Here is a 24,866-nt window from a genome sequence, read left to right as displayed (position 1 = left end):
ACGCCGGCCCGGCGTCACGCATTATGTACACCGTCTGCCTCCGTTACAAGCACGCCGGGGCGTTTAGCAGGAATTTAGGCTGACTTATTTCTACCGGTATGGTCGGGCATGCATCTGCATATGCCTCGGCTATTCTGTGTCGATGGTCACGCAATCAGTACCCGGAAGGCACCTTGTGGTGCGCAACGCCAACTTCCGGGCGCTGTGGGTTTCCTCGACGATGGGCATCCTGGGCGGGTCTGTCACTGCAGTCGTCCTTCCCGTCATCGCGGCTGTGGAACTGGGGGCCAGCGATTTCGCCGTCGCGGCGCTGTCCGGAATGGTCTTCCTGCCCTGGCTGCTGTTCGGCCTGCCGGTTGGTGTGGTGGTGGACCGGCGCCGGCGCCGTCCGGTGATCCTGGTTTCCCTCGTGGCCCGGATCGTGCTGCTCGCCACCCTGCCCATCGCCTATTGGCTTGGTGTGCTTACGACGGCGCAGCTGTTCATTGTCTCCTTCCTGGCCGGATTGGCGGCGGTGTACTTCACGCTCGCTGAGGCTGCGCTTATTCCGCGTGCGGTGACCAAGGATGAGCTGATCGAAGGCAACGGCCTGATGACCGGTTCCGGTGCCTCTGCCGACGCCGTCGGAAGGGGCCTGGGCGGCTGGATGACCCAGGCTGTGGGAGCGTCGAACTCGCTCCTGGTGCAGCTGGCCGCGTCAGTTGCCTCCTTCATTGCCATTCTCGGGCTGAAGGTTGAGGAACCCTTGCCTGCCAGTACCGAGAAGCGCCATATCTGGCGTGAGATGCGCTCGGGGCTGAGTTACTCACTGAGCACTACGCCGCTGCGTGTACTGCTGCTGGTTGCCGCGCTCTGGAACCTCGGCGGGAACATCGTCGTGTCCCTGATCGTGCTGCTGGTGATACGCACCCTGGGGGAGAACGGCACCTGGCTTGGCTTCCTGATGGCTGCCACCGCCGTGGGCGGAACCCTGGGCGGCCTGACCGTCAAGCGGCTGGCAGAACGGTTCGGTTCCGGTGTGGTGTGGCGGTTTTCGATGTTTCCCGCCGCGGCCGGTTACGCCGCCCTGCTGCTGATGACGCCGGGGTGGGGAATGCTGCCCGGGTTCTTCGGGATGTTCCTGACCGGACTCGCCATCTCCATGAACATTGTGGTCTCCACCAGTTTCCGGCAGCGGGTCTGTCCGCCGGACATGATGGGCCGCCTGGGGTCCGCGACCCGGATGGTCAGCTGGGGGATGCTGGCAATAGCTTCCCTGCTGGCCGGTGTTCTTGCCACCACCGTCGGTGTCCGCGGCGGGATTGTGGTGGGCATCCTGGTCGCCGTCCTCGCACCGTTCGTCGCTTCCCGGGGTCCGCTCCGGGGCGTAATACACCTTGAGGACCTGGAACCGGCACCGTCACTTCCGACTGGCCAGACGGACGGTAAGCCGAAAGCCGCTGCCCAGGAGCAGTCCTCGCTGTAATCGGCCCTGTGACGAACATCTCGCAGCCCTGTCCCGAGCTTCGACTGTGGCCTAATACACTTAGAGAAGGTCCGCGGCCGCGCTTTTCGCCGCGGAACACCAAGACCCGGCCCATGCGGGCTTGCTCCGGCCATGGCGCCGGAGGACTTACCAACCGGTCACAAAGCAGTGCCGGCTGAGACAAAGGATGTGAAGATCTGTGAGCCAGAAGTCCGAAACCTGCCTGGATGCGTGGATGGACCGGGAGGCGATGGCAGAAGCCATGATCCCGCTCATCGGCCGCCTCTACCGGGAGAACAGTGTTGTCACCTCGGTTCACGGCCGCCCGCTGGTCAACCGCTCCGTCATCGACATTCTGAAGGCGCACCGTTTCGCCCGTCAGATCGACGACGTTGAGTTGCCGGTCTCTGAGACCCTGCCGATCCTGAAGGCTCTCACCGAACTGGAACTCGGCGCAGCCTCCGTGGATTTGGCCCGAATGAACGCCAAGTACCAGCGCGAAGGCAACGGGGCGCCCCTGGTGGACTTCCTGCGAACTGAACTTGCCGACGTCGCAGGCAAGCACGGCGCTGACGAGCGCACCAGCACCGATGTGGTGCTGTACGGCTTTGGCCGCATCGGCCGCCTGCTGGCTCGCATCCTCATTGACCACGAAGGCGGCGGTCAGGGGCTGCGCCTGCGGGCCATCGTTGTGCGCAAGGGCGCCGAGAACGATCTGGTCAAGCGCGCCAGCCTGCTGCGCCGCGACTCGGTGCACGGCGCCTTCCCCGGCACCATCACCGTGGATGAAGAGAGCAACACCATCCTGGCCAACGGCACCCTGATCCAGGTCATCTACTCCAACGATCCGGCCTCCGTCGACTACACCTCCTACGGCATCAGCAACGCGATCGTGGTGGACAATACCGGCCGCTGGCGCGACGAAGCCGGACTGGCCCAGCACCTGAGCGCCAAGGGCGTCGCCCGCGTGCTGCTCACCGCTCCGGGCAAGGGCGACCTGAAGAACATCGTGCACGGCATCAACCACCAGGCAATCACCGATGAGGACAAGATCCTCTCGGCGGCATCCTGCACCACGAACGCCATCACGCCGGTGCTGAAGGTCCTCAACGACAAGTTCGGCATCGTGAACGGACACGTGGAGACGGTCCACTCCTTCACCAATGACCAGAACCTGATCGACAACTTCCACAAGGGTGACCGCCGGGGCCGCTCCGCTGCACTGAACATGGTCATCACTGAAACCGGTGCTGCCAAGGCCGTTGCCAAGGCGCTGCCGGAACTCGCGGGCAAGCTCAGCGGCAACGCGATCCGCGTACCCACCCCGGACGTCTCCATGGCCATCCTGAATGTGAACCTCGAGACCGAGACCACCAAGGAAGAGCTGAACACCTTCCTTCGGGAAACCTCGCTGAACTCCGAGCTGCATAAGCAGATCGACTACATCGATTCCCCGGAAGTCGTTTCAACGGACTTCGTCGGTTCCAAGCGGGCCGGCATTGTTGACGGCCTGGCCACGATCTCCAACGGCAAGAACGCCATCCTTTACGTCTGGTACGACAACGAGTACGGCTACAGCTGCCAGGTTATCCGTGTCCTGGAAGAAATGGCCCACGTGAACCCGCCCGCCTTCCCGCGGGCCGAGGAACTGGTCGCCAGCGCCTAGCGCCAAGGTATACAAACAGAGCGCCCCGTCCGGGTAACCGGGCGGGGCGCTCTGTTTTAGGTTCTGCCTTCAGCTGTGGTGCTCCTAGTGGCCGAACGGGTCCGGATCCACCCCGGGCATCCAGGACAGGCCCGGAACGTTCCAGCCGTTGGACTTGAGGACCTTCCGTGCCTTGCGTCCCCAGCGGTCGTTGAGCCGGTCCACATAGAGTTTGCCGTCGAGGTGGTCGTACTCATGCTGAAGCACCCGTGCGAACCACCCGGTCGCCTCGAACTGGACGGGGGTGCCGTTCTCATCGAATCCGGAGACCCGTGCCCAGTCCGCCCTGGTGAGGGGAAAGTTCTCTCCGGGCACGGACAGGCAGCCTTCGACTTCCTCATCCGGATCGGGCGCGGAGCCGGGCACCTTCGAGGTGAGCAGCACCGGGTTGACGACGACGCCGCGGTCCGGAGCGTCGTCGTCGTTCGCAAAATCGAAGGTGAAGATGCGCAGGCCCACACCGATCTGCGGTGCGGCGAGGCCAACGCCGTTGGCGACGTCCATGGTTTCGTACATGTCCGCAACAAGGGTGCGCAGGTCGTCGTCGAAACTGGCGACTTCGGCAGCCCGGCGGTGCAGCACCGGTTCACCGTAGATGACGATTGGGCGGACGGTCATGGGTTCTGCTTTCCGTTCTCGGTTGAGGGGGAGGTGATGCTGCGGCCAATGACTTCGCGCATGATCTCGGAGGTTCCGCCGAAGATCGTCAGCAGCCGCGCCGCCAGGAAGGCCTGGGCCACCGGGTACTCAAGAATGTATCCGTAGCCGCCGTGCAGCTGCAGGCACCGGTCTGTCACGGACTTGACCCGCTCGCTGGCCCAGAGCTTGGCCTTCGCCGCAGAAACCGCGTCGAGTGAGCCGGCATTAAAGGCCTGCACTGCTGAATCCACGTAGGACTCCGTGACTTCCACCTCGGTGAGGATGTCCGCCAGTTCAAAGCGGGTGTTCTGGAAGTCGCTGACCCGGGCCCCGAACGCGCCGCGCTCGGCGGTGTAGGCGGCGGTGGCCTCGTAGACGGTCCGTGCCACAGCGGAGGAAGCCACGGCGATGGCCAGGCGTCCCTGCGGCAGCTGTCCGGCGGCGTATTCAAGGCCGCGGCCTTCCTCGCCCACGAGGTTCCCTGCCGGGACCAGCACATCATCGAAGAAGAGTTCAGCGGTGTCAGAAGCCTTGAGGCCCATCTTGTCCAGCTGGCGGCCGGTGGTGTAGCCGCTGGTCTTCTCCACCATGAACATGCTGAAGGAGCGGGCGCCGCCGCGTCCGGTACCGCCGTCTGTCCGGGCCAGGACCAGGGCCGCATCTCCGCTGATCCCGTTGCCGATGAAGGTCTTCTGGCCGTTGAGCAGCCAGTCGCCGTCGGCGGTGCGGACTGCCTTGGTGCGGATGCCGCGCAGGTCGCTGCCTGCCCCCGGCTCGGTCCAGGCCACCGAAGTCACTTTGTCCCCGCTGACCATCTGCGGCAGCCAGCGCTCCTTGAGGTCTTCAGAACCGTAGGCCAGCAGGTGGGGGAGGACCATGTCGTCATGGAGATGGAAAGCCAGTCCGACGGCGAGATGGTTGGCCCGGGCGAACTCCTCGTCCATGACCACGCGGTAGCGGTAGTCCCGCATACCGGCGCCGCCGAATTCCTCCGGAACGGCCAGGCCCAGCAGCCCCTGCTCCCCGGCGGCCTTCCACAGGCGGCGCGGCATCATGTGGTCGGCTTCCCAGTCCGGGTAACCTGGCGCTACTTCCCGCACGTTGAACTCGCGTGCCAGGTCGCGGAACAGCTCGTGGTCTTCCTCGAAAAGCGTGCGTTCCAACGCGGCGCCTCCTTAGTTCTCGCCTGCCGGCGTTTACGGTGCACCTGCCCATTCGGGGCAGTGAAAGCGGATACGTAAAAGGCCGCCCCGGAAAATATCCGAGGCGGCCTTTGTGAAGCTGGGAACCAGCCTCTTCCGGGTGAGTAACGGGGGTTGAACCCGCGACCTCCTGGACCACAACCAGGCGCTCTGCCAACTGAGCTATACCCACCATGTGCACTCAGATTTATTCATCTGCAAAGTCCAGGCGAGTGGTCTTTGCGAACTCATTTATCTGAGGCAGCGGTAACAAGCTTACACGGTTTTTGGAGTGCTTCTGACACAAGTGCACCTCAGCGCCCCAAATGTGATGCAGCTAACTGTTTTAGGATGTGCCGCTGATCTGCGCAGCAATCTTTTTCGCCTGTGCTGAATCGGGTCCGGGCTCCGGTACGAAGACAGCGGCACGGTAGTAGCGCAGTTCGTTGATGGAGTCCTGAATGTCTCCCAGGGCGCGGTGGCCGCCGTTCTTTGCCGGGGCCTGGAAGTAGGCGCGCGGGTACCAGCGGCGGGCGAGTTCCTTGATGGTGGACACATCGATGATCCGGTAATGCAGGTAATCGATGACCTCGGGCATGTCCCGGGCGAGGAACATCCTGTCCGTACCGACTGAGTTTCCAGCCAGCTGGGCCTTCTTCGGTTCGGGTACCCACTTGGTGATGTACTCGATCACCTCAGCCTCGGCTTCGGCCAGGGTCATGCCGCCGGGCAGCTCGTCCAGGAGTTTGGACGTGGTGTGCATCTGGCGGACAAAGTCGCCCATCTGCTCCAGGGCGGCGTCGTCGGGTTTGATGACGACGTCGACGCCGTCACCGAGGATGTTAAGTTCCGAGTCCGTGACCAGGACCGCGACCTCGATCAGGGCATCGGCGCTGATATCCAGCCCGGTCATCTCGCAGTCGATCCAGACAATGCGTTCGTTAGTTATTGGCACGAGACAAATGTACCCCGCACACCCTTGGCGCCGTGGGCCTAGAGGCTGGAGTGGCTCCGCTGGCGGCGGTCCTGGCGCTCGGAGTCCGCAGTCTTTACCGGCGGATGTGCGCTGGGGATGTACGGCTGCAGGGGGAGTGAGCCCGTGTCCGGAGGACCGAATGTGCGCGTCCACCGGCTCGCCTGTCCCGCGGAGCCGGGGATGGGGGTGTTCAGGAACTCCCGGGCTGCGCCGGGCGCCAGGGGAATGGCCGGGGCGGTGTCTTTGGGATGGCCGTCGTTCACGGGAGTGCCGGCGCCGCTTTCCAGGCGGCTTCTTAGCGCATCTTCAACGGACAGGTCTGCTGCAGGAGCGGGCCTTCCGGCCGAAGGTGACCCGGGAACCGCGGGGACGGCTTGCGCTTCGCCCGCGGGAACCGTCAGCGCGCCGGCTGCCTCGACGCGGGGCTGCGGGGAGACGGGAGTCCGGGAGGCGTACCAGGCTGCAGCGAAGGCGGCCAGGAGGATAGCGGAGGTTCCGGCTGAAACTGAAACGGGCAGCTCAGCCCACAGCAGGCAGACCCCGGTGGTCCCGGAGACGAAAAGGCCCCAGCCCAGCAGTTCCGTGCTGCGCTGCGGGCCTGACACCCGATTTTCGGCGCGCCGGCCGCGCCGTCTGACTCCTGGTTCTGCCCGGTGGCGCCCCACAGCCCATACCGCCTTGCCTTGTCCGACCCAACCGCTCCAGTCTATGTGAGCCGCAACGCAAAGCCCGTGCAGCGCGCCGCCGCGTCCCCATGGGCGCACATGTCTCGATGCTAATATTTGGCCTGACGATCCCGCCCAAGCCGGATCCGATGACCGGAAGCTGCAGTGGGCGGATTCGCTGGGAGTGTGTGCACAGCGCACGCCCATGGAGGCACTTGCTTTCGAACCTGGTGCCCGTTCGCTGGGGCCGCCGCACGAACCAGAGATTGGAACGACCAACGATGACCGCCCAGGTCCCTGCGACCGAGCCTTCGTCTCCCGAACCGGAGAGCACGAAAACCGACAATCCGAACGTCGCGATCATCCATGGTTTCATCGGCTCCATGATGATGCTGGCCGGCTCCCTTGGAGTCGGTTGGCTGTCGCTTTCCTCCATCGAACTGCGCCGCGTCGAGTTCATCATGTGGCTGCGCTTCGAGCCGGCCGGTGCGGTGATTTCCGTCCTGCTCCTGGCACTGGGCGGAATGCTGCTGGTGCGTTCCTGGCTGCGGTTTGGGCAGCGGATCGGAGACTGGGGGCCGCAGTCCCGCCCATACGTGCTCAAGGCCATCCTCGCCTGGGGCGGGCCGATGTGCCTGACCCTGCCGCTGTTTAGCCGGGACGTGTTTGCCTACATTGCCCAGGGGCTGGTGATGGTCAGCGGGCTGAACCCGTACAAGGACGGCTATTCCCAGATCTCCAACTACCTCCAGCTGGGGGCAGATGATCTTTGGGCGCAGAGCCCGACTCCCTACGGGCCCATCTTCCTCTGGCTCGAAGAGATCGTAGTGCGCATTACCGGCGGCCAGACGGAGTTCTCGATTCTGCTCTTCCGCCTGATTGCCCTTATCGGCGTCGCAATGTGCGTTTACTACGTGCCCAAGCTGGCCGAAATGCACGGTATCAACCCCAACCGGGCACTCTGGCTCACCGCCGCGAATCCGCTCTTCCTGACGAACTTCATTGCCAGCATCCACAATGACGCGCTGATGATCGGCCTGGCCCTGGCCGGCCTGTACTACGCAGCCACGAAACGGGGCATTCTGGCCACGGTCCTGGTCACGCTGTCCGTGGGCATCAAGCCGATCACGCTGATCTTCCTGCCCTTCATTGCGCTGATGTGGGCTGGGAAGGGCGCCTCCTGGCCGCGGAAGTTCCTTTACTGGTTCATGACCGCCGCGCTGTCATTCGGACTGCTCGCAGTACTCGGCGTCGTCAACGGACTCGGTTTCGGCTGGGTAGGGGCATTGAGCACGCCGGGCAGCGTCTGGATCTGGTACGCCCCGGTGGGCTTCCTCGGACTGATCGTGGCTACGCTGGGCAACTCTCTCGGGCTGCCCGGCTGGTCCTTCGCCGACGTCATCCACACGCTGGGGCGGCTGGCCTCCCTCGCCGTCGTGGTGTGGCTCATGTTTGTCGGGGATTACTCGCGCCTGGTGCGCCGTCTCGCGCTGGCCTTCGCGGCGATCGTCATGCTGGCCCCGATGATCCAGTCCTGGTACGTGGTATGGCTGATTCCGCTGTTTGCCGTCACCGGCATCCGCAACGACTGGCAGGTGAAGACGCTCTACCTGTTTGTGTCCTTCTTTATGGTGTACGCCATCAGCGACCAGCTGGATATCTGGCCGTACTTTGAGTTCAGCCTCAGTGCGGCACGGCAGATTGCCGCCGTCACCGCCGTCGCCTTCGCGCTTTACCTGATCTTCCTTGATCCGAAGACCAAGGTGTTGTTCCGCAAGAAGCTTACGGAGCCGGCTCCGGGCGAACTTCGGATTCGCTGACGCTTCCGGCCCGTGCCAGGGCCACGATCCTGTTCAGCGACCAGGCCAGCAGTGCCATCAGGAGCAGGTTGCGTACGGTGAGCAGCAGCGCGACGGCGATGTTGAGGTCGTTGTACAGCGCTTCGTAAAACATCGGATAGACCAGCGTCGTCAGGGCTGCGACAGCAACCATCATTGCTGCCGGAACGCGCCAGGCGCGTCCCTGCCAGGCCACGCCCACGGCCGTCACTGCGCCGAGCCAGAGCATGAACTGCGGTGAGCCCACCTTGTTGAAGACGATGAACGCTGAGACAAGAGCCAGGGAACCGGTTGCCAGCAGTGCACCGGTGTCGGCTCCGCGGCGCAGGGCCCAGAGGAGCAGCACGACGACTGCGACTGCGGATACCGCCAGCAGCGGCGTCATCAGTGCGGCCACAGGTTCGCCCAGAGCGCCGCGCACCTCCCGCGTATTGATCACCGTGTCTTCGAAGATGTGTGCGTCGGACCGGCCCAGGATGGCCTGCCAGAGGCCGGGTGTGGTGAACGGTGCTTCCAGCTGCATCCCGCGGTCTCCCTGCGCGCTCATAAAGCTCAGCAGGTGACGTGCGCCTCCGGCCGCAGTAACGATGGCGGCGATGACGGCCGAGAGAGCGGCTCCGGTAACGAGCAGTGTGATGCGGCGCTTGGAAACGGCGAGGACGGCCAGGATGACCGCTGCCGGCCAGACCTTGATCCAGGTGGCGCCGGCAAGCAGCAGGGAAGCAACCACCGGGCGGGTGGCCAGCCAGAGCAGTCCCATGATCACCAGCGGAACGGTCAGCCCGTCAATGCGGCCGACGGCGACCGGTCCGAGCAGTGCGGTGATGCCCATCCACCAGTAGGCGGCGATGTAGTGCTGCCGGGTTCGTTCCCGGGTAAGGACTGCCAGAGCTGCAGCATTGAGTCCCGTGAAAATGAGGAACCAGGCGAACTGGTAGGGTCCGTATCCAAAAACGGCGGCCAGCAGCATGGGTGCCAGCGCACCGATTGGGTAGACCCAGTCCGTGGTGATGCCCTGCCACTCGCCGTCCTGCAGGCCTTCGAATGCCCACTGCCGGTAGAACTGGATGTCGCTGAGTACCTCACCGGCGAAGATCAGCGGGGAAAGAAGTCCGAAAAAGAGCAGATGCACCCCTGCGAATGTCAGCCACAGGACCCTTGGACGCATGTAGCTGGGTTTGGTTGCAGCCGGTGTGGATGACATGCGGGGTGGTACTCCTTAGCAGCGGATTTTCGGGTGTGCAGGCCGTCGCACCCCAGCGACTAGGGTACCTGCGGCGCAAGTCCGGCATGCAATTGGTGGCGGAACACGGAATACTGTAGGCATGGGCGACGGAACAGAGCACTCGATCACTGCCGATTTTGAAGTTTCCTCCTGGGAGCCGACCCCTTATGCAGTGGAGGGAACCAACAGCGAACTCTCTACGGTTCGGGCGGTGAGGATCTTCGAAGGACCCATCACCGGTACCAGCGTTTCCGACCTGCTTCTGGCTGGCAATGACACCGGTGCCGGCTATGTAGGCAGCGATGTTTTTGCCGGCAGTGTTGAGGGCCGTGAAGGCACCATGGTGATCCAGCACTGGGGGCTTGCCGAAGGGGAAGCTACTGCGTCGTCGGGCCATATCATTCCTGGTTCCGGTACCGGCGGTCTTGCCGGTATCTCCGGTAAAGCGATCTTTTCGCAGACGGAGGACGGTCAGCACCGTCTTGAGCTGCGTGTGTCTTTCCCGTTGCCTCCGGCTGAGCCGGACATGCCGTCCGCGGGGGAGACTATCGACGGCCACGCCGCCGACGCCCGCTAGGGATTTACCGGAACCGTGGACCACCGCGGTTGAGTATCGTCAGGTCAAGAATGCGGTTCTCTTGAGCTGTTGCCGTCGGAGTGCTGCTGCTGCTGGGCGAATCCTTCCTGGGTCTTTTTCTTGTTGCGCCCGCTGACCTTGGTCGTGTGGGCCTGCTGTTCCGAGCGTATGGTGACCTGCTGCTGAACAGTGCTGCCAGCGCTGAACCCGGTTGGCGGTGGGCCCGTTTGGCGTTGAACCGGTTGGCTGAACCCGTTTGGCGTTGAACCGGTTGGCTGAACCCGTTTGGCGTTGAACCGGTTGGCTGTGGGCCCGTTTGGTTGCTCGTGGCAGGTGCGAAACCCGACAGCCTACGCCAGCCCGGGCCGCCTGGGTGCCCGCTGGTCGAATCTCGTTGGCTGAACTCGGTTGGCCGCGAACCGGTTGGCTGCGGGCCCGGCTGGCCGAATCCGGTTGCCGGCGAGCCCGGCTGGCCGAATCCGGTTGCCGGCGAGCCCGGCAAACCGGTGGTGGCCGTTGCCCGGGCCAGCCATGTGTGCCCGCACCTGCACCCGTACGGCTCTGTGTACTCGTAAGGCTCTGTGCGCCGGTAGGGTTTCCTGCCAAACGGGCCAGGGAATCCACTAGAACGGCGGCGGGTCGTCGTCTGTGTCATGCCTCTTACGTGCAGGATTCTCCTGTTGCGGGATCCGTAGTCCGGCGGTCTGTTGTGCTGGGGTGTAGTCCAATGTGGCGTCGGTGGTGTAGGAGCGTCCCGTCGGTGACTCCCATTCGATGGTTCCGGGTTCGGGTTGGCGGGCTTTCCAGTGGCCGAGGGTTTTGAAGCGGTGGTGTTTGGGGCAGAGGTGTTCCAGATTCGTATGGTCTGTGGGTCCGCCATGGGAGAAGGGCGTGGTGTGGTCGATCTCGGCATGGGTGACGCTGACTGAGCAGCCGGGGAATCGGCAGGTTCCGTCCCGGGCTTGGAGCCAGCGTTTGAGTCCTGCGGGGATGCGGCGTGTTCGTCCGACGTTGAGGATTTCGCCGGTGGCGGGGTTTTGGAGCAGGGGTGTCCAGTGCAGGGCGTCGAGGATCATGGTCCGTGCGGTGTCGGCGCTGATTGGTCCGTAGCCGTTTAGCTCTGCGGGGTTCTCGTCGAGTCCGGCCAGGGTGTCAGCGTTGATCAGGACCATGACTTCGGTGCGGACTTTGGACCGGTTCCGGTTCCGGTGCCGTTCGGCCCGGCGTGGCCGTTTCGGTTCCGGGTTCGTAGGAGGGGTGGAGGCCGGCGGTCCAATGGAATCGGGGACGGGACCGGTCTCAGTCTCAGTTCCGGTCCCGGCCCCGGTCCCGGTCGCAGTTTCGCTTCCGACCTCGGTAGGAGTGTCTAGGGGCTTCACCTGTGCAGTGCCGCCAGCGGTACCAATACCAACACCAGTGCCGGGGCCTGTGTCAGGGAAAGCGGCAGTGCCGGGGCCGGAGCCAGGGAAAGCGGCGGTGCCTGTGCCAGTGCGAGTGCCGGGGCCGGAGCCGGGGCAAGTGGCAGTGCCAGTGGAAGTGGTTCCGCGGCAGCCGCAGCCCTCGCTGGCGGGAGTGCCATTGCCAGGCGCGTCCTCGCTGCCCGTTGCAGTACCGGGAGCAGAATCAGGGCAGGTGGTTGTGGGTGTTGGTTCGCCTTCGAGGAGCAGTTCGGTGAGGGTGTCAGCGCGGAGCTGGTCCATGGTTCGTGGGTCGCCGGCTCGTTTGCCGGCTTTGGCGGCACTGGTGAGGGCTGCGAACATGGCTTGACCTTTCTCCGCGGCGATGATCGCGCTGAGGCAGGACATCCCGTCGGGCAGGGGCTGGAACATCACCCGGCGTTTGTCCTTCGCCTCACGGTGCCGGACCGGAATCAGATCCGGGAACCGGGACTCCCGGAGCCTTCGTGCCCGCCGGCCGAACCCGGCAGCAGTCCTGCCTTCAGCCGCTGCAAGCAGATCGCGTTCGAACGCACCACGCACAGTCAGTGCGTCGGCGCTTGCAAGGGCAGCTTCGGTTCCGGCCCCGTCTCCCGACGCCGCTCCATCGAAGCTCCGCGCTCAGCTCCGTCGCCGGGTCCCATGTCTCCGGGTCCCATATTGAATCCGAGGTCCAGTTGGCCCGACTCTGACTGGTTGTCACCGGTGTCCTCAGCAGCCGCGTTACCGGCACTTGTCTGGGCTTCCGTCGCCTCAAGGACGTCGGTGGGCAGGTTGTGGGTTTCCTCAAGGATGATCCGCGCGTGCTGGATGGCGTTCTTCCCCTCTGCCAGCTGGACCAGGGTGTCCGGAGCCTCGGCGCAGAGGCGGGAGGATTCACTGATGAGCTGCATCGCGGTCATGTGGGGGATGTTCAGGACCGTGGATGCCTCGGCTGCCGCAAGGCTCATGGCCAGGGCTGGTTCTTCGCGTCCGGATGCATCGGCGATGTCGCGGGCGAAGAGAACCTCCAAACGGGCGGCAACACGTGCCTGCTGAGCCTGCGCCCAGGAGACCAGCATCCCCAGACGCTGCAGAGCAGACACGGTTTCGTCATAGCCCAAGGACTCGGCGCCATGAAACGACAAACTGCCAGCAAATCCCTCAGGAAGGGCTTCCACCGGGGTGTCATCGGCCAAGGCAGGATCGGCACGGAACACTGCACCGGAAGGAGCAACAAACCTGGGATGCGCGCCAGACGAGTCGGCGGGTCCCGGTCCGCGCGAAAACCCGGGATTCGGCCCAGACTGGTTCCCGGGGTGAGGCCCAGACGAGCCGGTGGTTTCCGGTCCGGGCGAAAAACCGGAATGAGGCCCGGACGGGTTCCCTGAATGCGGGCCGGACGGGTTCCCGGAATGAGGCCCAGGCGAGGCGCTGGAATCCCGCCAGACAATGGATTCGGCATCTGGTTCGGCCCCTGGTTCGACACCCGGCTCCATGTTCGGTTCCGCACCCGGCGCACCGCTCCGTTCCCGGTCAGTTGACCGGAAGAACGGTGTGTCCGAGGAGCGGTTCATACCCCAACTCTTTCAGCTGCCACTGACATTCCGAGGCCAAAATCAGCCCTTTTCAGGACCACCGATTACCGGTGATTTACCTGCTTTTAGACATTGATTGAATTAGGGTTGCGGGGCACCAACGGAGCTTCGGGACCGGACGTGCAGCCCGTAGGATTGCCAGCACAGCACAGCACAGCCTATGACGAGGAATTCAGAGCCACCGCCGGCAGCCCGGACACTGTATAGAGCAGCCACACAGCTGCGGCAGCACAGCCGCCAATCACGATGGCGAACAGCGTCAGCCAAACGCCGGAGGGCACCTTGGTGCGCTGTGCGAGGATCCAGGCGTCCGAGGACTGCAGGGCACTGCGCCGCCGGGTATGCACACTTAGCACGTTCAGCCAGTCACGCACCGAACCAACCAGGAGCGCGATTCCCAAGGAAGCAATCACCAGTGAGACCAGCTCGGCAGGAACAAACCAGAGCAGAAGCACTGCGGCACCGGCACACCCCAGCGCTATCGCAGCACCCTGAAGATTGCGGATAAAGATCAGCGCCGAGAGGAGGACCAGCACACCAATAGAAAGAGCCGCAGGCGCCCATCCCGACTGGGCGGCCCAAATAAGGGCCAGACCAGTCAGTGCCGGCACCGGATAACCCCAGAACCCGGACCACACCGCTCCGAAGCTGCTCCGGCCGAGGCTTCGCATCTGGCCGGAATGATCAAACCGGAGCTCAATTCCCGTGATCCGGTGACCGGCAGTAAGTGCAGCAAAGCCATGTCCCAGTTCGTGGACAAAAGTTACAAAGAGCCCAAACCAGCGCCATGTCCGTGCAGGTACTGACAGCAGGACGGCGACGGCGACGACGGCGGCAAGCAGCCAGGGCTGCGTCTGCAGCCCTTCAACCCGGCTGAAACCGGCAGTTACCCTGTTCCAGAAGTCCGCAGCCCAGGTCAAAGCTCGAGCTGGCCCCGCAGGATCGACTTGCCGGAGTGTTCGGGGTTGCCGTCCAGTGGCTCATCCGAAATGTCCACAATCGGATAGGCGCTCAGATCCAGGCCGTCAGGGATCTTCAGCCGGGCCTCGGTGCCGTCCATCTCGCCCAGGCTCACCATGGAGGTGATGTCGGGGGAGATCAGCCAGACTTCCCGGTAACCTTCGGCGTCACTGCTGCTGGAAGTGATTACGAGTTCGCGTTCGCCGTCGGGCAGAACGTCAACCGTGGCTGTGCCTTCATCGCTATACGAGGGGAGGGGCTCCAGCGGAATGGAGGCAATGACCTCGGACTTGGGCGCAAGACCCTGCACCACTCCCCAGGTCGCTGCTCCGGCAACCACTGCTGCCGCTGCTGCGGCGGCGAGCCACTTAGCCCCGCGGCGTCGTCGTCGTTCATCTGCGAGAGAGACCGGCCGTGCGACACCCGCAGGTTCCGGATCCGCCTTCGCCTCTTCGGCGGCGGAGGTCTGCTGGTCTTCCAACGGGTCACGGCTGAGGGACGGGTCAAGGCCCAGCGCTTCGTGGATGCCTGCCCAGACGGCGGGCGGGGGCACGGACCCGGAAGGAGCCGTGCTTCGGCCAGCCTTTACCACCCGGCCGTAAGCGCTGATCTCGCTCCGGCACTGCTCGCAGTTCTCAAGGTGGGCAGACTCTTCGGCACTGGGCTCCTCGCCCAGAGCCAGGAGGGCCAATGCATCATCGTGCAGGTGCTGCATCGCTTACCTCCAATCGTTGCCGCAGTTGAGTAAGTCCCCGGCGAATATGGCTTTTGACTGTCCCCAGCGGCAGGCTGAGCCGCTCGGAAATCTGCTGGTGGGTCAGGTCTTCGTGGAAAGCGAGCCGCAGTATCGAGTGCTGCGGCTCACCCAGCCGGGTGAGTTCGGCATCCAAAACCACCTTGTCGGCGACCCCTTCCGGATCTGGACCGCCCGAGCCTGTCCGCTCGCTGACAGCAGCAGCGCCTTCCATGACGTCGTCTTCGCGGAGCCTTGAAGAGGTCATCGTGGAGGCGACGTTCCGGGCAATGCCCACCAACCACGCTGCGAGCGTTGAACGCTCGGGAGAGTATGTCTCCCGGTACCGCCAGGCCCGAATGAACACTTCCTGGACGGCGTCGTCCGCAGCTCCTGCGTCAATGAGGCGGCGCAGGGACATGGTGCGGACCAGCGGCGCGAAGCGGCGGTAGGCTTCGGCGAGTGCTGCCTCCTCACCTGCGGCAAAAGCCTGGTCCAGCCCGTCGTCCCGCTCGGGGGCACCGGATGACATCGGGGAAAATCTCCTGCCGTTGGCCTGTGTAGGAGCTGCGCGGGAGTGCATGCGCGTTCGGATTTTCCCTATGATACCGGTGTTGCCGTGAGCACAACGTTATCTTCATAGTCGTTCTCCGTGTCGAGCCACTTCCCCCCGCAGGTGACCAGCTTGAGCACGTGGTCGCCCGTACGGTTGAAGAGGCTGTGTCCGTCGAGGGAGCGCTTGGCGATGTTCTCGACCTTCTGGGTCTCATAGACGACCTGCGAACCGTCTTCGCGGGTCACGATGACGCGGGTGCCCGGGGCTACGTTCTTGAGTCCGGCAATGGGCAGTACCTCGGTCTGTGAGTCCACGTGGGCCGCCAGGACTGAAGACCCTTCGTCCGAACCCGGAGCCGAGCCGTATTCGTACCACCCGGCCTGGACATGGTTATCGGGAATGGTCATGGCACCGTTGTCCTCGACGCCGACGGGAACCACCTCCAAATCGATGCCTGTGCCTTCCACCTGAACCCGGACGGGAGCGGGGACAGCTTCAGCTGCTTCAGGGGTGGCTTGCCGGATGGGGATGTTTGAGGTGCTCTCCGGAGGCAGCGCAGGAGCGGTGCCCGGGGACTGCTGCTGTGTCTGCCCTGCAGTGGCAGCCGGCTCACTCGCTGCCGGTTCGGAGGCGGCCGGGACGGATGCGCAGGAACCAAGTGTCAGTGCTCCGGCGGCCAGCCAGGCAGCCGCCAGGTGTCTGCGTGAGCGTCCGGGCTGGTGCATGTCAGGGGACCTTTCGGTTGTTCTAGCTGTTCTGAGATTTGTTCTGAGATCAAGCGGGGAAGGAAGAAGGTGCAGTGCAGCCGTTCCGCCGGCTGCACTGCACCTTCAGTGTTGCAAGGGCGCTGCACGCCCGCGGATTACTCTGCGGAAGTAGCTTCCACCATGCTGCGGCGGCGGGCCACCACGGCGGTGCCGGCCAGGGCCATCAGCGTCAGGCCGCCGGCGGCGGCAAGCATGATGCCGGCATTGTTGTCTTGGGCTGCGGGCAGGGCGCCGGGTACTGCGTTCGGAGCGCTTTCCATGCCTTCGATGGTCTGGGTTGCCAGGGCCAGGTTACCGGCGTCCAGTGATCCCCAGGCGTAGACGATGGTGTGAACACCCTCAGGCAGCGTCAGGTCTGCCGGGCCGATGACGGGCTCGGTAGTTCCGGCGGCCGCTACGGAAGCGGAAATCGTTCCGGGATCCACCGCCAGGGTCTTCTCATCGGGGTTGGCGAGATTACTGATCACCGGTGCGCCGTTCGCCAGCACGTCAACTGCCGGGGCAGCTGCCACGTGGCGGACTGTCAGGCCTGCTTTTCCGGCTTCGAGGGTGGACGTGTCATTGGTGTAGAGGTTGGCGGTCGGTGTTCCGTCCGCGGCGAGGTTGGCTACTGCCGTGAAGTTCCCTCCAGCGGTCAGGTCAGCAGTTACCGGGCCGATGATCGGGGCGGAGGCATCTGCGGCATCCGGAGCCGTAATGGCCAGTTCATAGCTGCCGGCGGGAAGCGAGAGCGGTCCTGCCATGCTGCCGGGAGTGAAGTCATCAAGGGTCAGTTCGCCGTTGACGTACACGTCCACGGTCGTGTCGGGGACGGCGTGGAAGACGGAGAGCTGGGCCTCATCTGCCGCCGAAGCTGCGGGTGCGGCGGCCAGTCCTGCTGCGGCTGCCAGTCCGGCTGCTGCGAAAAGTGTTGTGGTCCTGCGCATGGCTTCTCCTCTTGGTTTCTGTGCCGGGTACTTTGCCCCTGGCTCTTTGTGGCCTACACCTCCTTTACTCACGGGGTTGCACGTTTGGATGCAGAAGTATGAAAAATTCCTGAAAAGTCTTTCGGGACCATCCCGACGGCGGACTCCGCAGTCCCGGGGCGGCCGTTTCGCTGCCCGGGACTGTGCCGCCTGCGTAGTATCATCGATTGGTCTGCCCCCGTAGCTCAATGGATAGAGCAACGGCCTTCTAATCCGTAGGTTGCGCGTTCGAGTCGCGCCGGGGGCACCACTCATGAAGCCTTCAGCGCCGGTCTGTGCCCTGGAGGCTTCATTGCTGTCCGGGGGCTTTAATGCTGCCCGGCCCCCGGCTCCTGCCCCGGCCCCGGCCCCGGCTCCTGCCTCTTCGTCGTCTCCTCCTCCACAACGCGGTTCGTCCACCAGATCCGGACGGTCCTGTCCACGTCCACCAACGGCGGCGGTTCAGGTCCGGCATCTCCGGAAGAGACTGGAGGGACCGCCGGCCAACCGCCGGGTGGGAACGCCAAGCAGAAGGGGCAGAGCAATGAATGACACCATTACCCTCCGGGGATTTGTTGCAACGGAAGTCCGGACCAACACGGCGGACAGCGGCCTGGCAATCGCCGGATTCCGGATGTGCACCACCGAAAGGCGGTTTGACAGGGAATCAGGCCTATGGCTCGACGGGCACACCAACTGGTATTCCGTGTCGATGTTCCGCCAGCTCGCTACGAATGCCGGCGTGAGCATCCACAAGGGAGACCGGGTCATCGTCACCGGCCGGCTCAGGGTCCGCCAGTGGGCAACCGAAGGCGGACGCAGCGGCACCTCCGTGGACATTGACGCTGATGCCGTCGGGCACGACCTAATGTGGGGCACCGCAAACTTCCGCCGCAGCATTGCGGAAAAGGCTTCTCTGCAGGGTGCTGCGGATGGTTTCCCGGCGCCGGGATCGCCGGAAGCCCATACCGGGCTGGCTCCGGACGTCGACCCTGAGACAGGAGAGCTGCTGGGCTCGGCCGGAGATTTGGACAGCAGCGGCGGGATGGTGGATCTGGAAGGTGAATTCTCTGCCAGCCAGCCGGCCGAACCGGAGCCCGCGGCGTACTGAGCGTCCAGGGCGTGAGGACCGGCATAGAGGACATGGCAGAATGTCAGGGTGATGGCAGCAGAGCAGTTGAGCAGATCCGGCCGGCGGCTGGCGGCAGCGCTCGCCGTACCGGCTGCCCTGATGTTGGTCCTGACAGCGTGCAGCGGTACTGAAGCCGAACCGGCACCGGCCGCGCCGGCTTCTCCGGAAACCAGCGCCGCCGCCCCCGCGGAAGGCTCGGCACCTGAGCTGCCGGACTCCCATCAGGCGGTCCAGGCGGCGTTGTCAGAGCTGCTGGCCGCAAACCCAGCACCTTCCCGGGAGGATATCCGCGGAGCGTGGGTAAGCGCCGGGTTCAGTCCGGAGGCAGTCGAAGTGTCCCAGGACGGTACACCTACCGGCCTTGCAGTGGATTCAATTATCTCTGCTGCCCCGGATGGTGCGGAGTGTCTGGTCGGCGAAATTCGAAGCGGAAAACTGGCAGTAACCACGGTGCCGGCACTCGCGAACGGCCAGTGCCTCTTGGGCGACGACCGCTAAGACACAGCACGCTCCCTGCCGACATGCCGCCGGCACCCTGCCGGCACACCGCGGAAACCGCCGCCGGCACCCTGCCGATATCCTGCCGAAACCCCCGCCGAAGCTTCGCGGAAGCCCCAGGGAGGCTGATCCGAAGCCGTAGTGGTGCCCAAAACCGCCCGTAGCCGGTGGCGCGCAAATGGCACTTAGTGGCGTCGACACACTAGCCTGAGATCATGGCGGAATTTATCTACACAATGACCAAGGCCCGTAAGGCCGTTGGCGACAAGGTTATCCTCGACGACGTAAGCATGTCCTTCTACCCCGGCGCCAAGATCGGCGTGGTGGGGCCAAACGGTGCGGGTAAGTCCACCATCCTGAAGATCATGGCAGGTCTGGACACCCCGTCAAACGGTGAGGCCAGGCTCAGCCCCGGCTACACCGTCGGCATCCTCCTGCAGGAGCCGCCCCTGAACGAAGAGAAGACCGTCCTGGGTAACGTCCAGGAAGGCGTGGGCGAAATCTACGCGAAGATCCAGCGTTTCAACGAAATCTCCGAAGAGATGGCCCAGCCGGACGCTGACTTCGATTCGCTGCTCGAAGAGATGGGCAAGCTGCAGGAAGCGATCGACGCCGCTGACGCGTGGGACATCGACTCCCAGCTCGAACAGGCGATGGACGCACTGCGCTGCCCGCCGCCGGACGCTGACGTCACCGTCCTTTCCGGTGGTGAGCGCCGCCGGGTTGCTCTCTGCAAGCTGCTGCTGCAGAAGCCGGACCTGCTCCTGCTTGATGAGCCCACCAACCACCTCGACGCCGAAAGCGTCCTGTGGCTTGAGCAGCACCTCTCCTCGTACCACGGTGCCGTGCTGGCCGTGACCCACGATCGTTACTTCCTCGACCATGTTGCCGAGTGGATCGCCGAAGTGGACCGCGGACACCTCTACCCGTACGAAGGCAACTACTCGACGTACCTCGAGAAGAAGCGTGCCCGTCTTGAAGTCCAGGGCAAGAAGGACCAGAAGCTGGCCAAGCGCCTGGCAGACGAACTGGACTGGGTCCGTTCCAACGCCAAGGGCCGCCAGACCAAGTCCAAGGCCCGTCTGGCCCGCTACGAGGAAATGGCAGCAGAGGCTGAGCGCACCCGGAAGCTGGACTTCGAAGAAATCCAGATTCCGCCGGGACCGCGGCTTGGTTCCCTGGTGCTGGAAGCCAAGGGCCTGGAAAAGGGTTTCGGCGACCGCAAGCTGATCGACGGCCTGTCCTTCTCGCTTCCCCGCAACGGAATCGTGGGCGTCATCGGCCCGAACGGCGTCGGCAAGTCCACACTGTTCAAGACCATCGTTGGACTTGAACCGCTGGACGGCGGCGAGCTGAAGATCGGCGAGTCCGTCAAGATCTCCTACGTCGACCAGTCCCGCGGCGGCATCGACCCCAATAAGACGCTGTGGGAGGTTGTTTCCGAAGGACACGACTTCATCCAGGTCGGACAGGTTGAAATGCCCTCCCGCGCCTACGTCTCCGCGTTTGGTTTCAAGGGCCCGGACCAGCAGAAGAAGGCAGGTGTGCTCTCCGGCGGTGAGCGTAACCGCCTGAACCTGGCCATGACCCTTAAGCAGGGCGGAAACCTGCTGCTGCTCGATGAGCCCACCAACGACCTCGACGTTGAAACGCTTTCCAGCCTCGAGAATGCGCTGCTTGAATTCCCCGGCTGCGCCGTCGTGGTTTCGCACGACCGGTGGTTCCTGGACCGTGTTGCCACGCACATCCTTGCGTGGGAAGGCACCGACGAGGACCCGGCGAACTGGTACTGGTTCGAAGGCAACTTCGAGGCCTACGAGCAGAACAAGGTGGAGCGCCTGGGCGCCGACGCCGCCAAGCCGCACCGCGTGACGCACCGCCGCCTGACCCGCGACTAGGCTGCGGCTCCGGCTGCCGGATACAACGAAAGCGCCCTGCCGCAAGGCAGGGCGCTTTCGCGTTGGGAAGAGCCGGGAAGCAGCGGACCGCGCCCGGAAAGCCCTGGCCCGTTGGAGACGACTACCCGGCTGCGGAAAGGTCCGGCAGGCGCAGCATGCCTTCCTGGGCAATGGTTGCCACGAGCTCGCCGCTGCGGTTGAAGATCCGTCCCGAGGACAGGCCACGGGCGCCGGAGGCACTGGGGGATTCCTGGACGTAAAGCAGCCACTCATCCACACGCAGCGGCCGGTGCCACCACATGGCGTGGTCCAGGCTGGCGACGGACATGCCGGGAGTGGCCCAGGAAACTCCGTGCCGGCGCAGGACCGGTTCCAGGATGGTGTAGTCGGTGGCGTAGGCCAGGGCCGCACGGTGAAGGTTCTGGTCATCGGGCATGGGGCCGAACGTCTTCATCCAGACCGCATTGCGGGCAGTGCGCACGGGGTCCGACTCAAAGTAGACCGGCTGGGAAACATGGCGGATGTCCATGGGCCGGTAGTAGGACCAGGCCTTGGCCACCGGGTGGTCGAATCCGGAAAGCAGTTCGGCGGTGGTCGGCAGCGTTTCCGGATCCGGGATGCCTTCGGGCATGGGCTCCTGATGGTCCAGCCCTTCATCGGGTGTCTGGAAGGAGGCGATCAGGGACAGGATCGGCACCCCGTTCTGGTAGGCATGCGTCCGCCGTGCGGAAAACGAACGGCCGTCGCGCAGGCGCTCGACGCCAAAAGTGATCGGGAGATCGGAGTCGCCCGGGCGCAGGAAGTAGCCGTGCATCGAATGCATCAGCCGGTCGGGGGAGACCGTCCGGGCTGCCGCCACCAGGGACTGGCCGAGTACCTGGCCGCCGAATACCCTCTTCCGGGGTTCGCGCTGTGACCCGCCGACGAAGATGTCCTCGTCGGTTTTCGCCCCTCCGGCATCACTGAGATCCAGCAGATCGATCAGTGCTGCGGTCGGGTCAAAGTCTTCGGCTGGTGCCATGTGGGTTTGTCTCCTCGCGGTGATATCCGTAAAACCTGGCCCGCAGCGGAGTGCGGGCCAATTCCGAGATTAGACGTACCCGCAGGTTAGCCCCAACATTTGGGCTGCGGCACGGCCCGGGCCGGACGAAGGTCACATTCGGCGGGGCGCCGGACACCACCCGTGCTTTCGCCTCCGCAGTGCTTCTCCTGCGAAGATGGAACGCATGCCTATCAACCGTTTTCCCATTCAACTGCGCTTCGGCGACGAGGACTCAAACGGCCACGTTAACAACGTCCGCTATGTGCAGTTCCTCGAAGAAGCGAGGGTGCGCCTGTCGCTGCTCCCGCTGGCAGCGGCCGGGACAGGAAACGAGCCGAACACGGACAACGCAGCGGAACCCGAGACCTTCCGTTCGGTGACGAGGGAAACGGGAAGCACACTGGTGGGCCGCCAGGAGATTGAGTACCTCACCCCGCTTCTCTACCGCCCTGAACCGGTGTGGATCGAAATCTGGGTCAGCGCACTGGGCCGGTCAAGTTTCTCCTACGGCTTCCGCCTGACCGATGACGACGGCGGAACTGTCTACGCGGTAGCGGAGGCGGCCATGGTCATGGTCGGCAGGGACGGCCGGCCGGTACCGCTCTCGGAGCGGCAGCGGCTGGTTCTGGAAGGCTGGGCCGGCGGGGACGTCCCCTTCCGCCGCGCTGCTGCGGGGGCAGCAAAATGACGCAGGCGCAGAGCCTTGTACTGGCTGACCCGCAGGTCACCGCGGACCTGCGGAACTTCGTCTCGCGGGCACGCAGCGCCGACGACGGCGCGGTGCGGCTGCAGGCTGTCGGGGGAGTGCTGGCAGCGTACGTGTGTGTCCTTCGCCCGCGGGTGCTCGGTGAAGCCATGCCCACGGTGATCGGCATGCGTGCCATGCCGCTGGCTGTGCACGCCGAGCTGGATACGACCGTCCAGCTGTCAGCCGTGGCGGACAGGCTGGCGCGGCTGGACGACGGCGGAACGGAGGTTCCGGTCCCGCCCATGACGGTTTCGGAAAGCTGGGCAGGTATCAGCGCTCCGCGCACCGGCTGGCAGCACGTCGCCGATGTGGAGGTCCCGCTGCTGGAGCAGGCTGCGCACCGCGGCATTAAAGAGGTAGCGGCGCGGATTCCGGAGAATCCGGGTGCCGCAATGATCAGCAACGTCCGCGTCCCTGTCTGGAGCGAGCCGGTAGCAGGTCTGGACTCGCAGCTACCCGCAGGGGCTGCATTCGCGGCACTGACCCTGGGTTTCCTGCCTGGCTCGGGAACGGCGTCGCTGTTCAGCAACGGACGCTGGCTGCGGCTGAGCACCAGCACCGGGCATGTGCTGGTGCGGCCGCCGTCGGTCCTGTTCTAGGCTGAATTGACCATCGAGTGGGCTGCGCGCTCGAGGTAATCCCAGAGGGTTGCCTCGTGCAGCGGTGCTAGCGACAGCGAGTCGACGGCGGCGCGCATGTGGCGCAGCCACGCGTCCCGGGCAGCCGGGGTGACTTCAAACGGCATATGCCGCATTCGCAGCCGCGGGTGCCCGCGCAGCTCGCCGTAGGTCTTGGGTCCGCCCCAGTACTGCTCAAGGAACAGCAGGAGGCGTTCCTTGGCCGGCCCCAGATCTTCTTCGGGATACATGGGCCGCATCAGCGGATCTTCTGCGACGCCGTCGTAAAACACATCAACCAGCTTCACGAATGTTTCGTGGCCGCCGACGGCTTCATAGAAGTTGTAGGCGGGGGTGCTAAAACCGGTTCCGGGGACGGATGCCGTCAGCGGCAGCGACGGCCCGGGACGGGATGGCTCGGTCATTTATTGTCCTCTTCCTGAGCTGCCTGTGCAGCGGTGACTGATGGTTCGGCAGCCGGAATATAGTTGCCCTGCGACCGGTTGCCGACCTTGGCAAACTCGCCGTTGCGGATGTACCAGATGACCCCGCGTTCATCGACGAGGCGGGTGATGCGAATGCCCACGGACTGGACGGTGCCCGTTGTGTCGCCCACCTCGATCACATCGCCGATTCCGTACTGGTCTTCGATGCTGATGAAGAAACCGGCCAGGGCATCCCGAATGACTTCGCGGGCACCGAAGCCCAAGGCAATGCCCACGATGCCCACGCTGGCGATCAGCGGTGCAATATTGACGCCAACTGCGCCCAGGACCATGATGACCGCAACCGTCCAGATTGCCACGCTCACAGAGCTGCGCAGGAGGGCACCGATGGTGTCCGCACGCTGCGCACGTCGCTTGTTGTCCAGGTTGCGCATTACCGGCTGGGCCCAGCGCAGGCGCTGGGACCGCAGGAGGGAGGAGCCTTTCTGGGCCCGGGCTACTACTTTTGAAATCAGGGAGCGGGCCACCAGCCAGAGAACCGTGGCGGCGAGAATGATAATTCCGGCTTCTAGGAGTCCGCTGAAATCGAACTCGCTTATTTCAATGGCTGCGGTGTCAGTCGTTGCCGTTAGCTGCACAGGTGCTGGATATCCTTTGGCTTTTGGAAGAGGGGTCCTACCTAGCCTACTGCGGGACCGCTCGGGGAATGGTTTCCGGCGAAGCCGTCAGAGGACTGTACGGGCAGCGTGCTCCACCGGGAAGTTGACGCTGCGCGCAATGAAGCACAGGCGGTGCGCTTCCTTATGCAGGGCAGTGGCCAACTCCGGGGAGCCTTCGGAGATGCGGACTACGGGACGCAGCAGCACCGAAGTGAATTCGCCGCTGCCGTCCCGGTTCAGCCGAAGGGTCCCCTCGGCGTCGTCCTCGTAGGAAAGAACGCTGATCCCGTTCTTCACGGCTACATGGAGGTAAGAGAGCATATGGCACTGGGCCAGCGCGGAGAGCAGGAGCTGCTCCGGGTTCCAGCGGTCCCGGTCGCCGTGGAAGGTGGGGTCCGCAGTGCCGGACAGGTCCGGCAGACCTGGTGCGCGGAGCACGTGGTCACGGCCATAGCCGCGGTAGGTCTGTGTGCCGGTGCCGCGGTTCCCGGTCCATTCCAGGCTGACGCCGTAGCGGTGTTCAGAGAGGTTCACAGCTTTAAGCTACCGTGCCGGATCCCCGTCCCAGGAGCTGGGACCGGA

Annotated in this window: 25 protein-coding genes and 2 tRNA genes; 10 read left to right on the top strand and 17 right to left on the bottom strand. The window is 64.4% G+C overall.

Features of this window, described 5'->3' with window-relative positions; all coding sequences use genetic code 11:
- The first annotated feature begins 142 nt into the window (after positions 1 to 142).
- Together TVC13_RS10800 and TVC13_RS10795 are read left to right on the top strand one after the other, a co-directional pair.
- Positions 143 to 1,465, top strand: coding sequence for an MFS transporter (locus TVC13_RS10800; RefSeq protein ID WP_422401211.1), 1,323 nt, complete (start codon positions 143 to 145; stop codon positions 1,463 to 1,465).
- A 199-nt stretch (positions 1,466 to 1,664) separates the two neighbouring features.
- Complete coding sequence (locus TVC13_RS10795) at positions 1,665 to 3,131, top strand: glyceraldehyde-3-phosphate dehydrogenase (protein WP_422401210.1); 1,467 nt, start codon at positions 1,665 to 1,667, stop codon at positions 3,129 to 3,131.
- An 84-nt stretch (positions 3,132 to 3,215) separates the two neighbouring features.
- Here the strand turns inward: TVC13_RS10795 and TVC13_RS10790 are convergent, their stop codons facing one another.
- The 5 genes from TVC13_RS10790 to TVC13_RS10770 form a co-directional block, all read right to left on the bottom strand.
- Positions 3,216 to 3,788, bottom strand: coding sequence for a peptide deformylase (locus tag TVC13_RS10790; protein ID WP_422401209.1), 573 nt, complete (start codon positions 3,786 to 3,788; stop codon positions 3,216 to 3,218).
- Entirely contained in the window at positions 3,785 to 4,972 is a 1,188-nt protein-coding gene (locus TVC13_RS10785; protein WP_422401208.1) for an acyl-CoA dehydrogenase family protein, read from the bottom strand. The genes TVC13_RS10790 and TVC13_RS10785 overlap by 4 nt, the downstream gene beginning before the upstream one ends.
- Positions 4,973 to 5,110: 138 nt before the next feature.
- Positions 5,111 to 5,183: transfer RNA gene (locus TVC13_RS10780), tRNA-His, on the bottom strand.
- 153 nt (positions 5,184 to 5,336) lie between these two features.
- Positions 5,337 to 5,945, bottom strand: a complete 609-nt coding sequence (gene orn / locus TVC13_RS10775; RefSeq protein WP_422401207.1) for an oligoribonuclease — start codon at positions 5,943 to 5,945, stop codon at positions 5,337 to 5,339.
- Between the two features lie 38 nt (positions 5,946 to 5,983).
- Complete coding sequence (locus TVC13_RS10770) at positions 5,984 to 6,571, bottom strand: hypothetical protein (protein ID WP_422401206.1); 588 nt, start codon at positions 6,569 to 6,571, stop codon at positions 5,984 to 5,986.
- 341 nt (positions 6,572 to 6,912) lie between these two features.
- On the opposite strand from TVC13_RS10770, the gene mptB reads away from it, so the two are divergent.
- A complete protein-coding gene (gene mptB, locus TVC13_RS10765) occupies positions 6,913 to 8,451 on the top strand; it encodes a polyprenol phosphomannose-dependent alpha 1,6 mannosyltransferase MptB (RefSeq protein ID WP_422401205.1) in 1,539 nt (512 codons plus the stop codon).
- On the opposite strand, the gene TVC13_RS10760 is transcribed toward mptB, so the two are convergent.
- A complete protein-coding gene (locus tag TVC13_RS10760) occupies positions 8,414 to 9,673 on the bottom strand; it encodes a glycosyltransferase family 87 protein (protein ID WP_422401204.1) in 1,260 nt (419 codons plus the stop codon). The two genes, mptB and TVC13_RS10760, sit on opposite strands and share 38 nt — an antisense overlap.
- A 121-nt stretch (positions 9,674 to 9,794) precedes the next feature.
- On the opposite strand from TVC13_RS10760, the gene TVC13_RS10755 reads away from it, so the two are divergent.
- Positions 9,795 to 10,271, top strand: a complete 477-nt coding sequence (locus TVC13_RS10755; protein WP_422401203.1) for a DUF3224 domain-containing protein — start codon at positions 9,795 to 9,797, stop codon at positions 10,269 to 10,271.
- Between the two features lie 623 nt (positions 10,272 to 10,894).
- Here the strand turns inward: TVC13_RS10755 and TVC13_RS10750 are convergent.
- The 7 genes from TVC13_RS10750 to TVC13_RS10720 form a co-directional block, all read right to left on the bottom strand.
- The gene (locus TVC13_RS10750; RefSeq protein ID WP_422401202.1) at positions 10,895 to 12,250 is read right to left on the bottom strand and encodes a DUF222 domain-containing protein; all 1,356 of its coding nucleotides are present in this window, start codon (positions 12,248 to 12,250) and stop codon (positions 10,895 to 10,897) included.
- A 2-nt stretch (positions 12,251 to 12,252) separates the two neighbouring features.
- Positions 12,253 to 12,792 carry a hypothetical protein gene (locus tag TVC13_RS10745; RefSeq protein WP_422401201.1) on the bottom strand — a complete coding sequence of 180 codons (540 nt, stop codon included), beginning with the start codon at positions 12,790 to 12,792 and terminating at the stop codon, positions 12,253 to 12,255.
- A gap of 650 nt (positions 12,793 to 13,442) precedes the next feature.
- Positions 13,443 to 14,204: a M50 family metallopeptidase gene (locus TVC13_RS10740; RefSeq protein ID WP_422401200.1), complete on the bottom strand. Its 762-nt coding sequence runs from the start codon at positions 14,202 to 14,204 to the stop codon at positions 13,443 to 13,445.
- Positions 14,201 to 14,959 (bottom strand): anti-sigma factor, encoded by a 759-nt coding sequence (locus tag TVC13_RS10735; RefSeq protein WP_422401199.1) that lies wholly within the window; start codon positions 14,957 to 14,959, stop codon positions 14,201 to 14,203. Before TVC13_RS10735 ends, TVC13_RS10740 begins: the two co-directional genes overlap by 4 nt.
- Entirely contained in the window at positions 14,940 to 15,509 is a 570-nt protein-coding gene (locus TVC13_RS10730) for an RNA polymerase sigma factor (protein ID WP_422401198.1), read from the bottom strand. Before TVC13_RS10730 ends, TVC13_RS10735 begins: the two co-directional genes overlap by 20 nt.
- Positions 15,510 to 15,577: 68 nt before the next feature.
- A complete protein-coding gene (locus TVC13_RS10725; RefSeq protein ID WP_422401197.1) occupies positions 15,578 to 16,258 on the bottom strand; it encodes a sortase domain-bontaining protein in 681 nt (226 codons plus the stop codon).
- A 137-nt stretch (positions 16,259 to 16,395) separates the two neighbouring features.
- On the bottom strand, positions 16,396 to 17,226 hold the full coding sequence (locus TVC13_RS10720) for a DUF4397 domain-containing protein (RefSeq protein WP_422401196.1): 831 nt from the start codon (positions 17,224 to 17,226) through the stop codon (positions 16,396 to 16,398).
- Positions 17,227 to 17,439: 213 nt separating this feature from the next.
- Here TVC13_RS10720 and TVC13_RS10715 point away from each other — a divergent pair.
- From TVC13_RS10715 to ettA, 4 genes are all read left to right on the top strand, one after another.
- Positions 17,440 to 17,515 (top strand) — tRNA-Arg (locus TVC13_RS10715).
- Positions 17,516 to 17,788: 273 nt separating this feature from the next.
- Entirely contained in the window at positions 17,789 to 18,355 is a 567-nt protein-coding gene (locus TVC13_RS10710) for a single-stranded DNA-binding protein (RefSeq protein WP_422401195.1), read from the top strand.
- A gap of 66 nt (positions 18,356 to 18,421) precedes the next feature.
- The gene (locus TVC13_RS10705) at positions 18,422 to 18,874 is read left to right on the top strand and encodes a DUF6993 domain-containing protein (RefSeq protein WP_422401194.1); all 453 of its coding nucleotides are present in this window, start codon (positions 18,422 to 18,424) and stop codon (positions 18,872 to 18,874) included.
- Between the two features lie 215 nt (positions 18,875 to 19,089).
- Entirely contained in the window at positions 19,090 to 20,772 is a 1,683-nt protein-coding gene (gene ettA, locus TVC13_RS10700) for an energy-dependent translational throttle protein EttA (protein ID WP_422401193.1), read from the top strand.
- Positions 20,773 to 20,893: 121 nt separating this feature from the next.
- Here the strand turns inward: ettA and TVC13_RS10695 are convergent, their stop codons facing one another.
- Positions 20,894 to 21,793, bottom strand: a complete 900-nt coding sequence (locus TVC13_RS10695) for an acyl-CoA thioesterase (RefSeq protein WP_422401192.1) — start codon at positions 21,791 to 21,793, stop codon at positions 20,894 to 20,896.
- A 205-nt stretch (positions 21,794 to 21,998) separates the two neighbouring features.
- On the opposite strand from TVC13_RS10695, the gene TVC13_RS10690 reads away from it, so the two are divergent.
- Complete coding sequence (locus TVC13_RS10690; RefSeq protein WP_422401191.1) at positions 21,999 to 22,502, top strand: acyl-CoA thioesterase; 504 nt, start codon at positions 21,999 to 22,001, stop codon at positions 22,500 to 22,502.
- Complete coding sequence (locus TVC13_RS10685; RefSeq protein WP_422401190.1) at positions 22,499 to 23,161, top strand: hypothetical protein; 663 nt, start codon at positions 22,499 to 22,501, stop codon at positions 23,159 to 23,161. The genes TVC13_RS10690 and TVC13_RS10685 overlap by 4 nt, the downstream gene beginning before the upstream one ends.
- Here the strand turns inward: TVC13_RS10685 and TVC13_RS10680 are convergent.
- From TVC13_RS10680 to TVC13_RS10670, 3 genes are all read right to left on the bottom strand, one after another.
- Complete coding sequence (locus TVC13_RS10680) at positions 23,158 to 23,604, bottom strand: globin (protein WP_422401189.1); 447 nt, start codon at positions 23,602 to 23,604, stop codon at positions 23,158 to 23,160. The genes TVC13_RS10685 and TVC13_RS10680 overlap by 4 nt on opposite strands.
- Entirely contained in the window at positions 23,601 to 24,263 is a 663-nt protein-coding gene (locus tag TVC13_RS10675; RefSeq protein WP_422401188.1) for a mechanosensitive ion channel family protein, read from the bottom strand. Before TVC13_RS10675 ends, TVC13_RS10680 begins: the two co-directional genes overlap by 4 nt.
- Positions 24,264 to 24,350: 87 nt before the next feature.
- Positions 24,351 to 24,818 carry an OsmC family protein gene (locus TVC13_RS10670; protein WP_422401187.1) on the bottom strand — a complete coding sequence of 156 codons (468 nt, stop codon included), beginning with the start codon at positions 24,816 to 24,818 and terminating at the stop codon, positions 24,351 to 24,353.
- Between the last annotated feature and the right edge of the window lie 48 nt (positions 24,819 to 24,866).

The organism is Arthrobacter sp. 3Tela_A, assembly GCF_049311025.1.
Taxonomy (GTDB): Bacteria; Actinomycetota; Actinomycetes; order Actinomycetales; family Micrococcaceae; genus Arthrobacter_B.
Note: the sequence above shows the minus strand (reverse complement) of the source record. Positions and strands in the feature narration are given on the sequence as shown.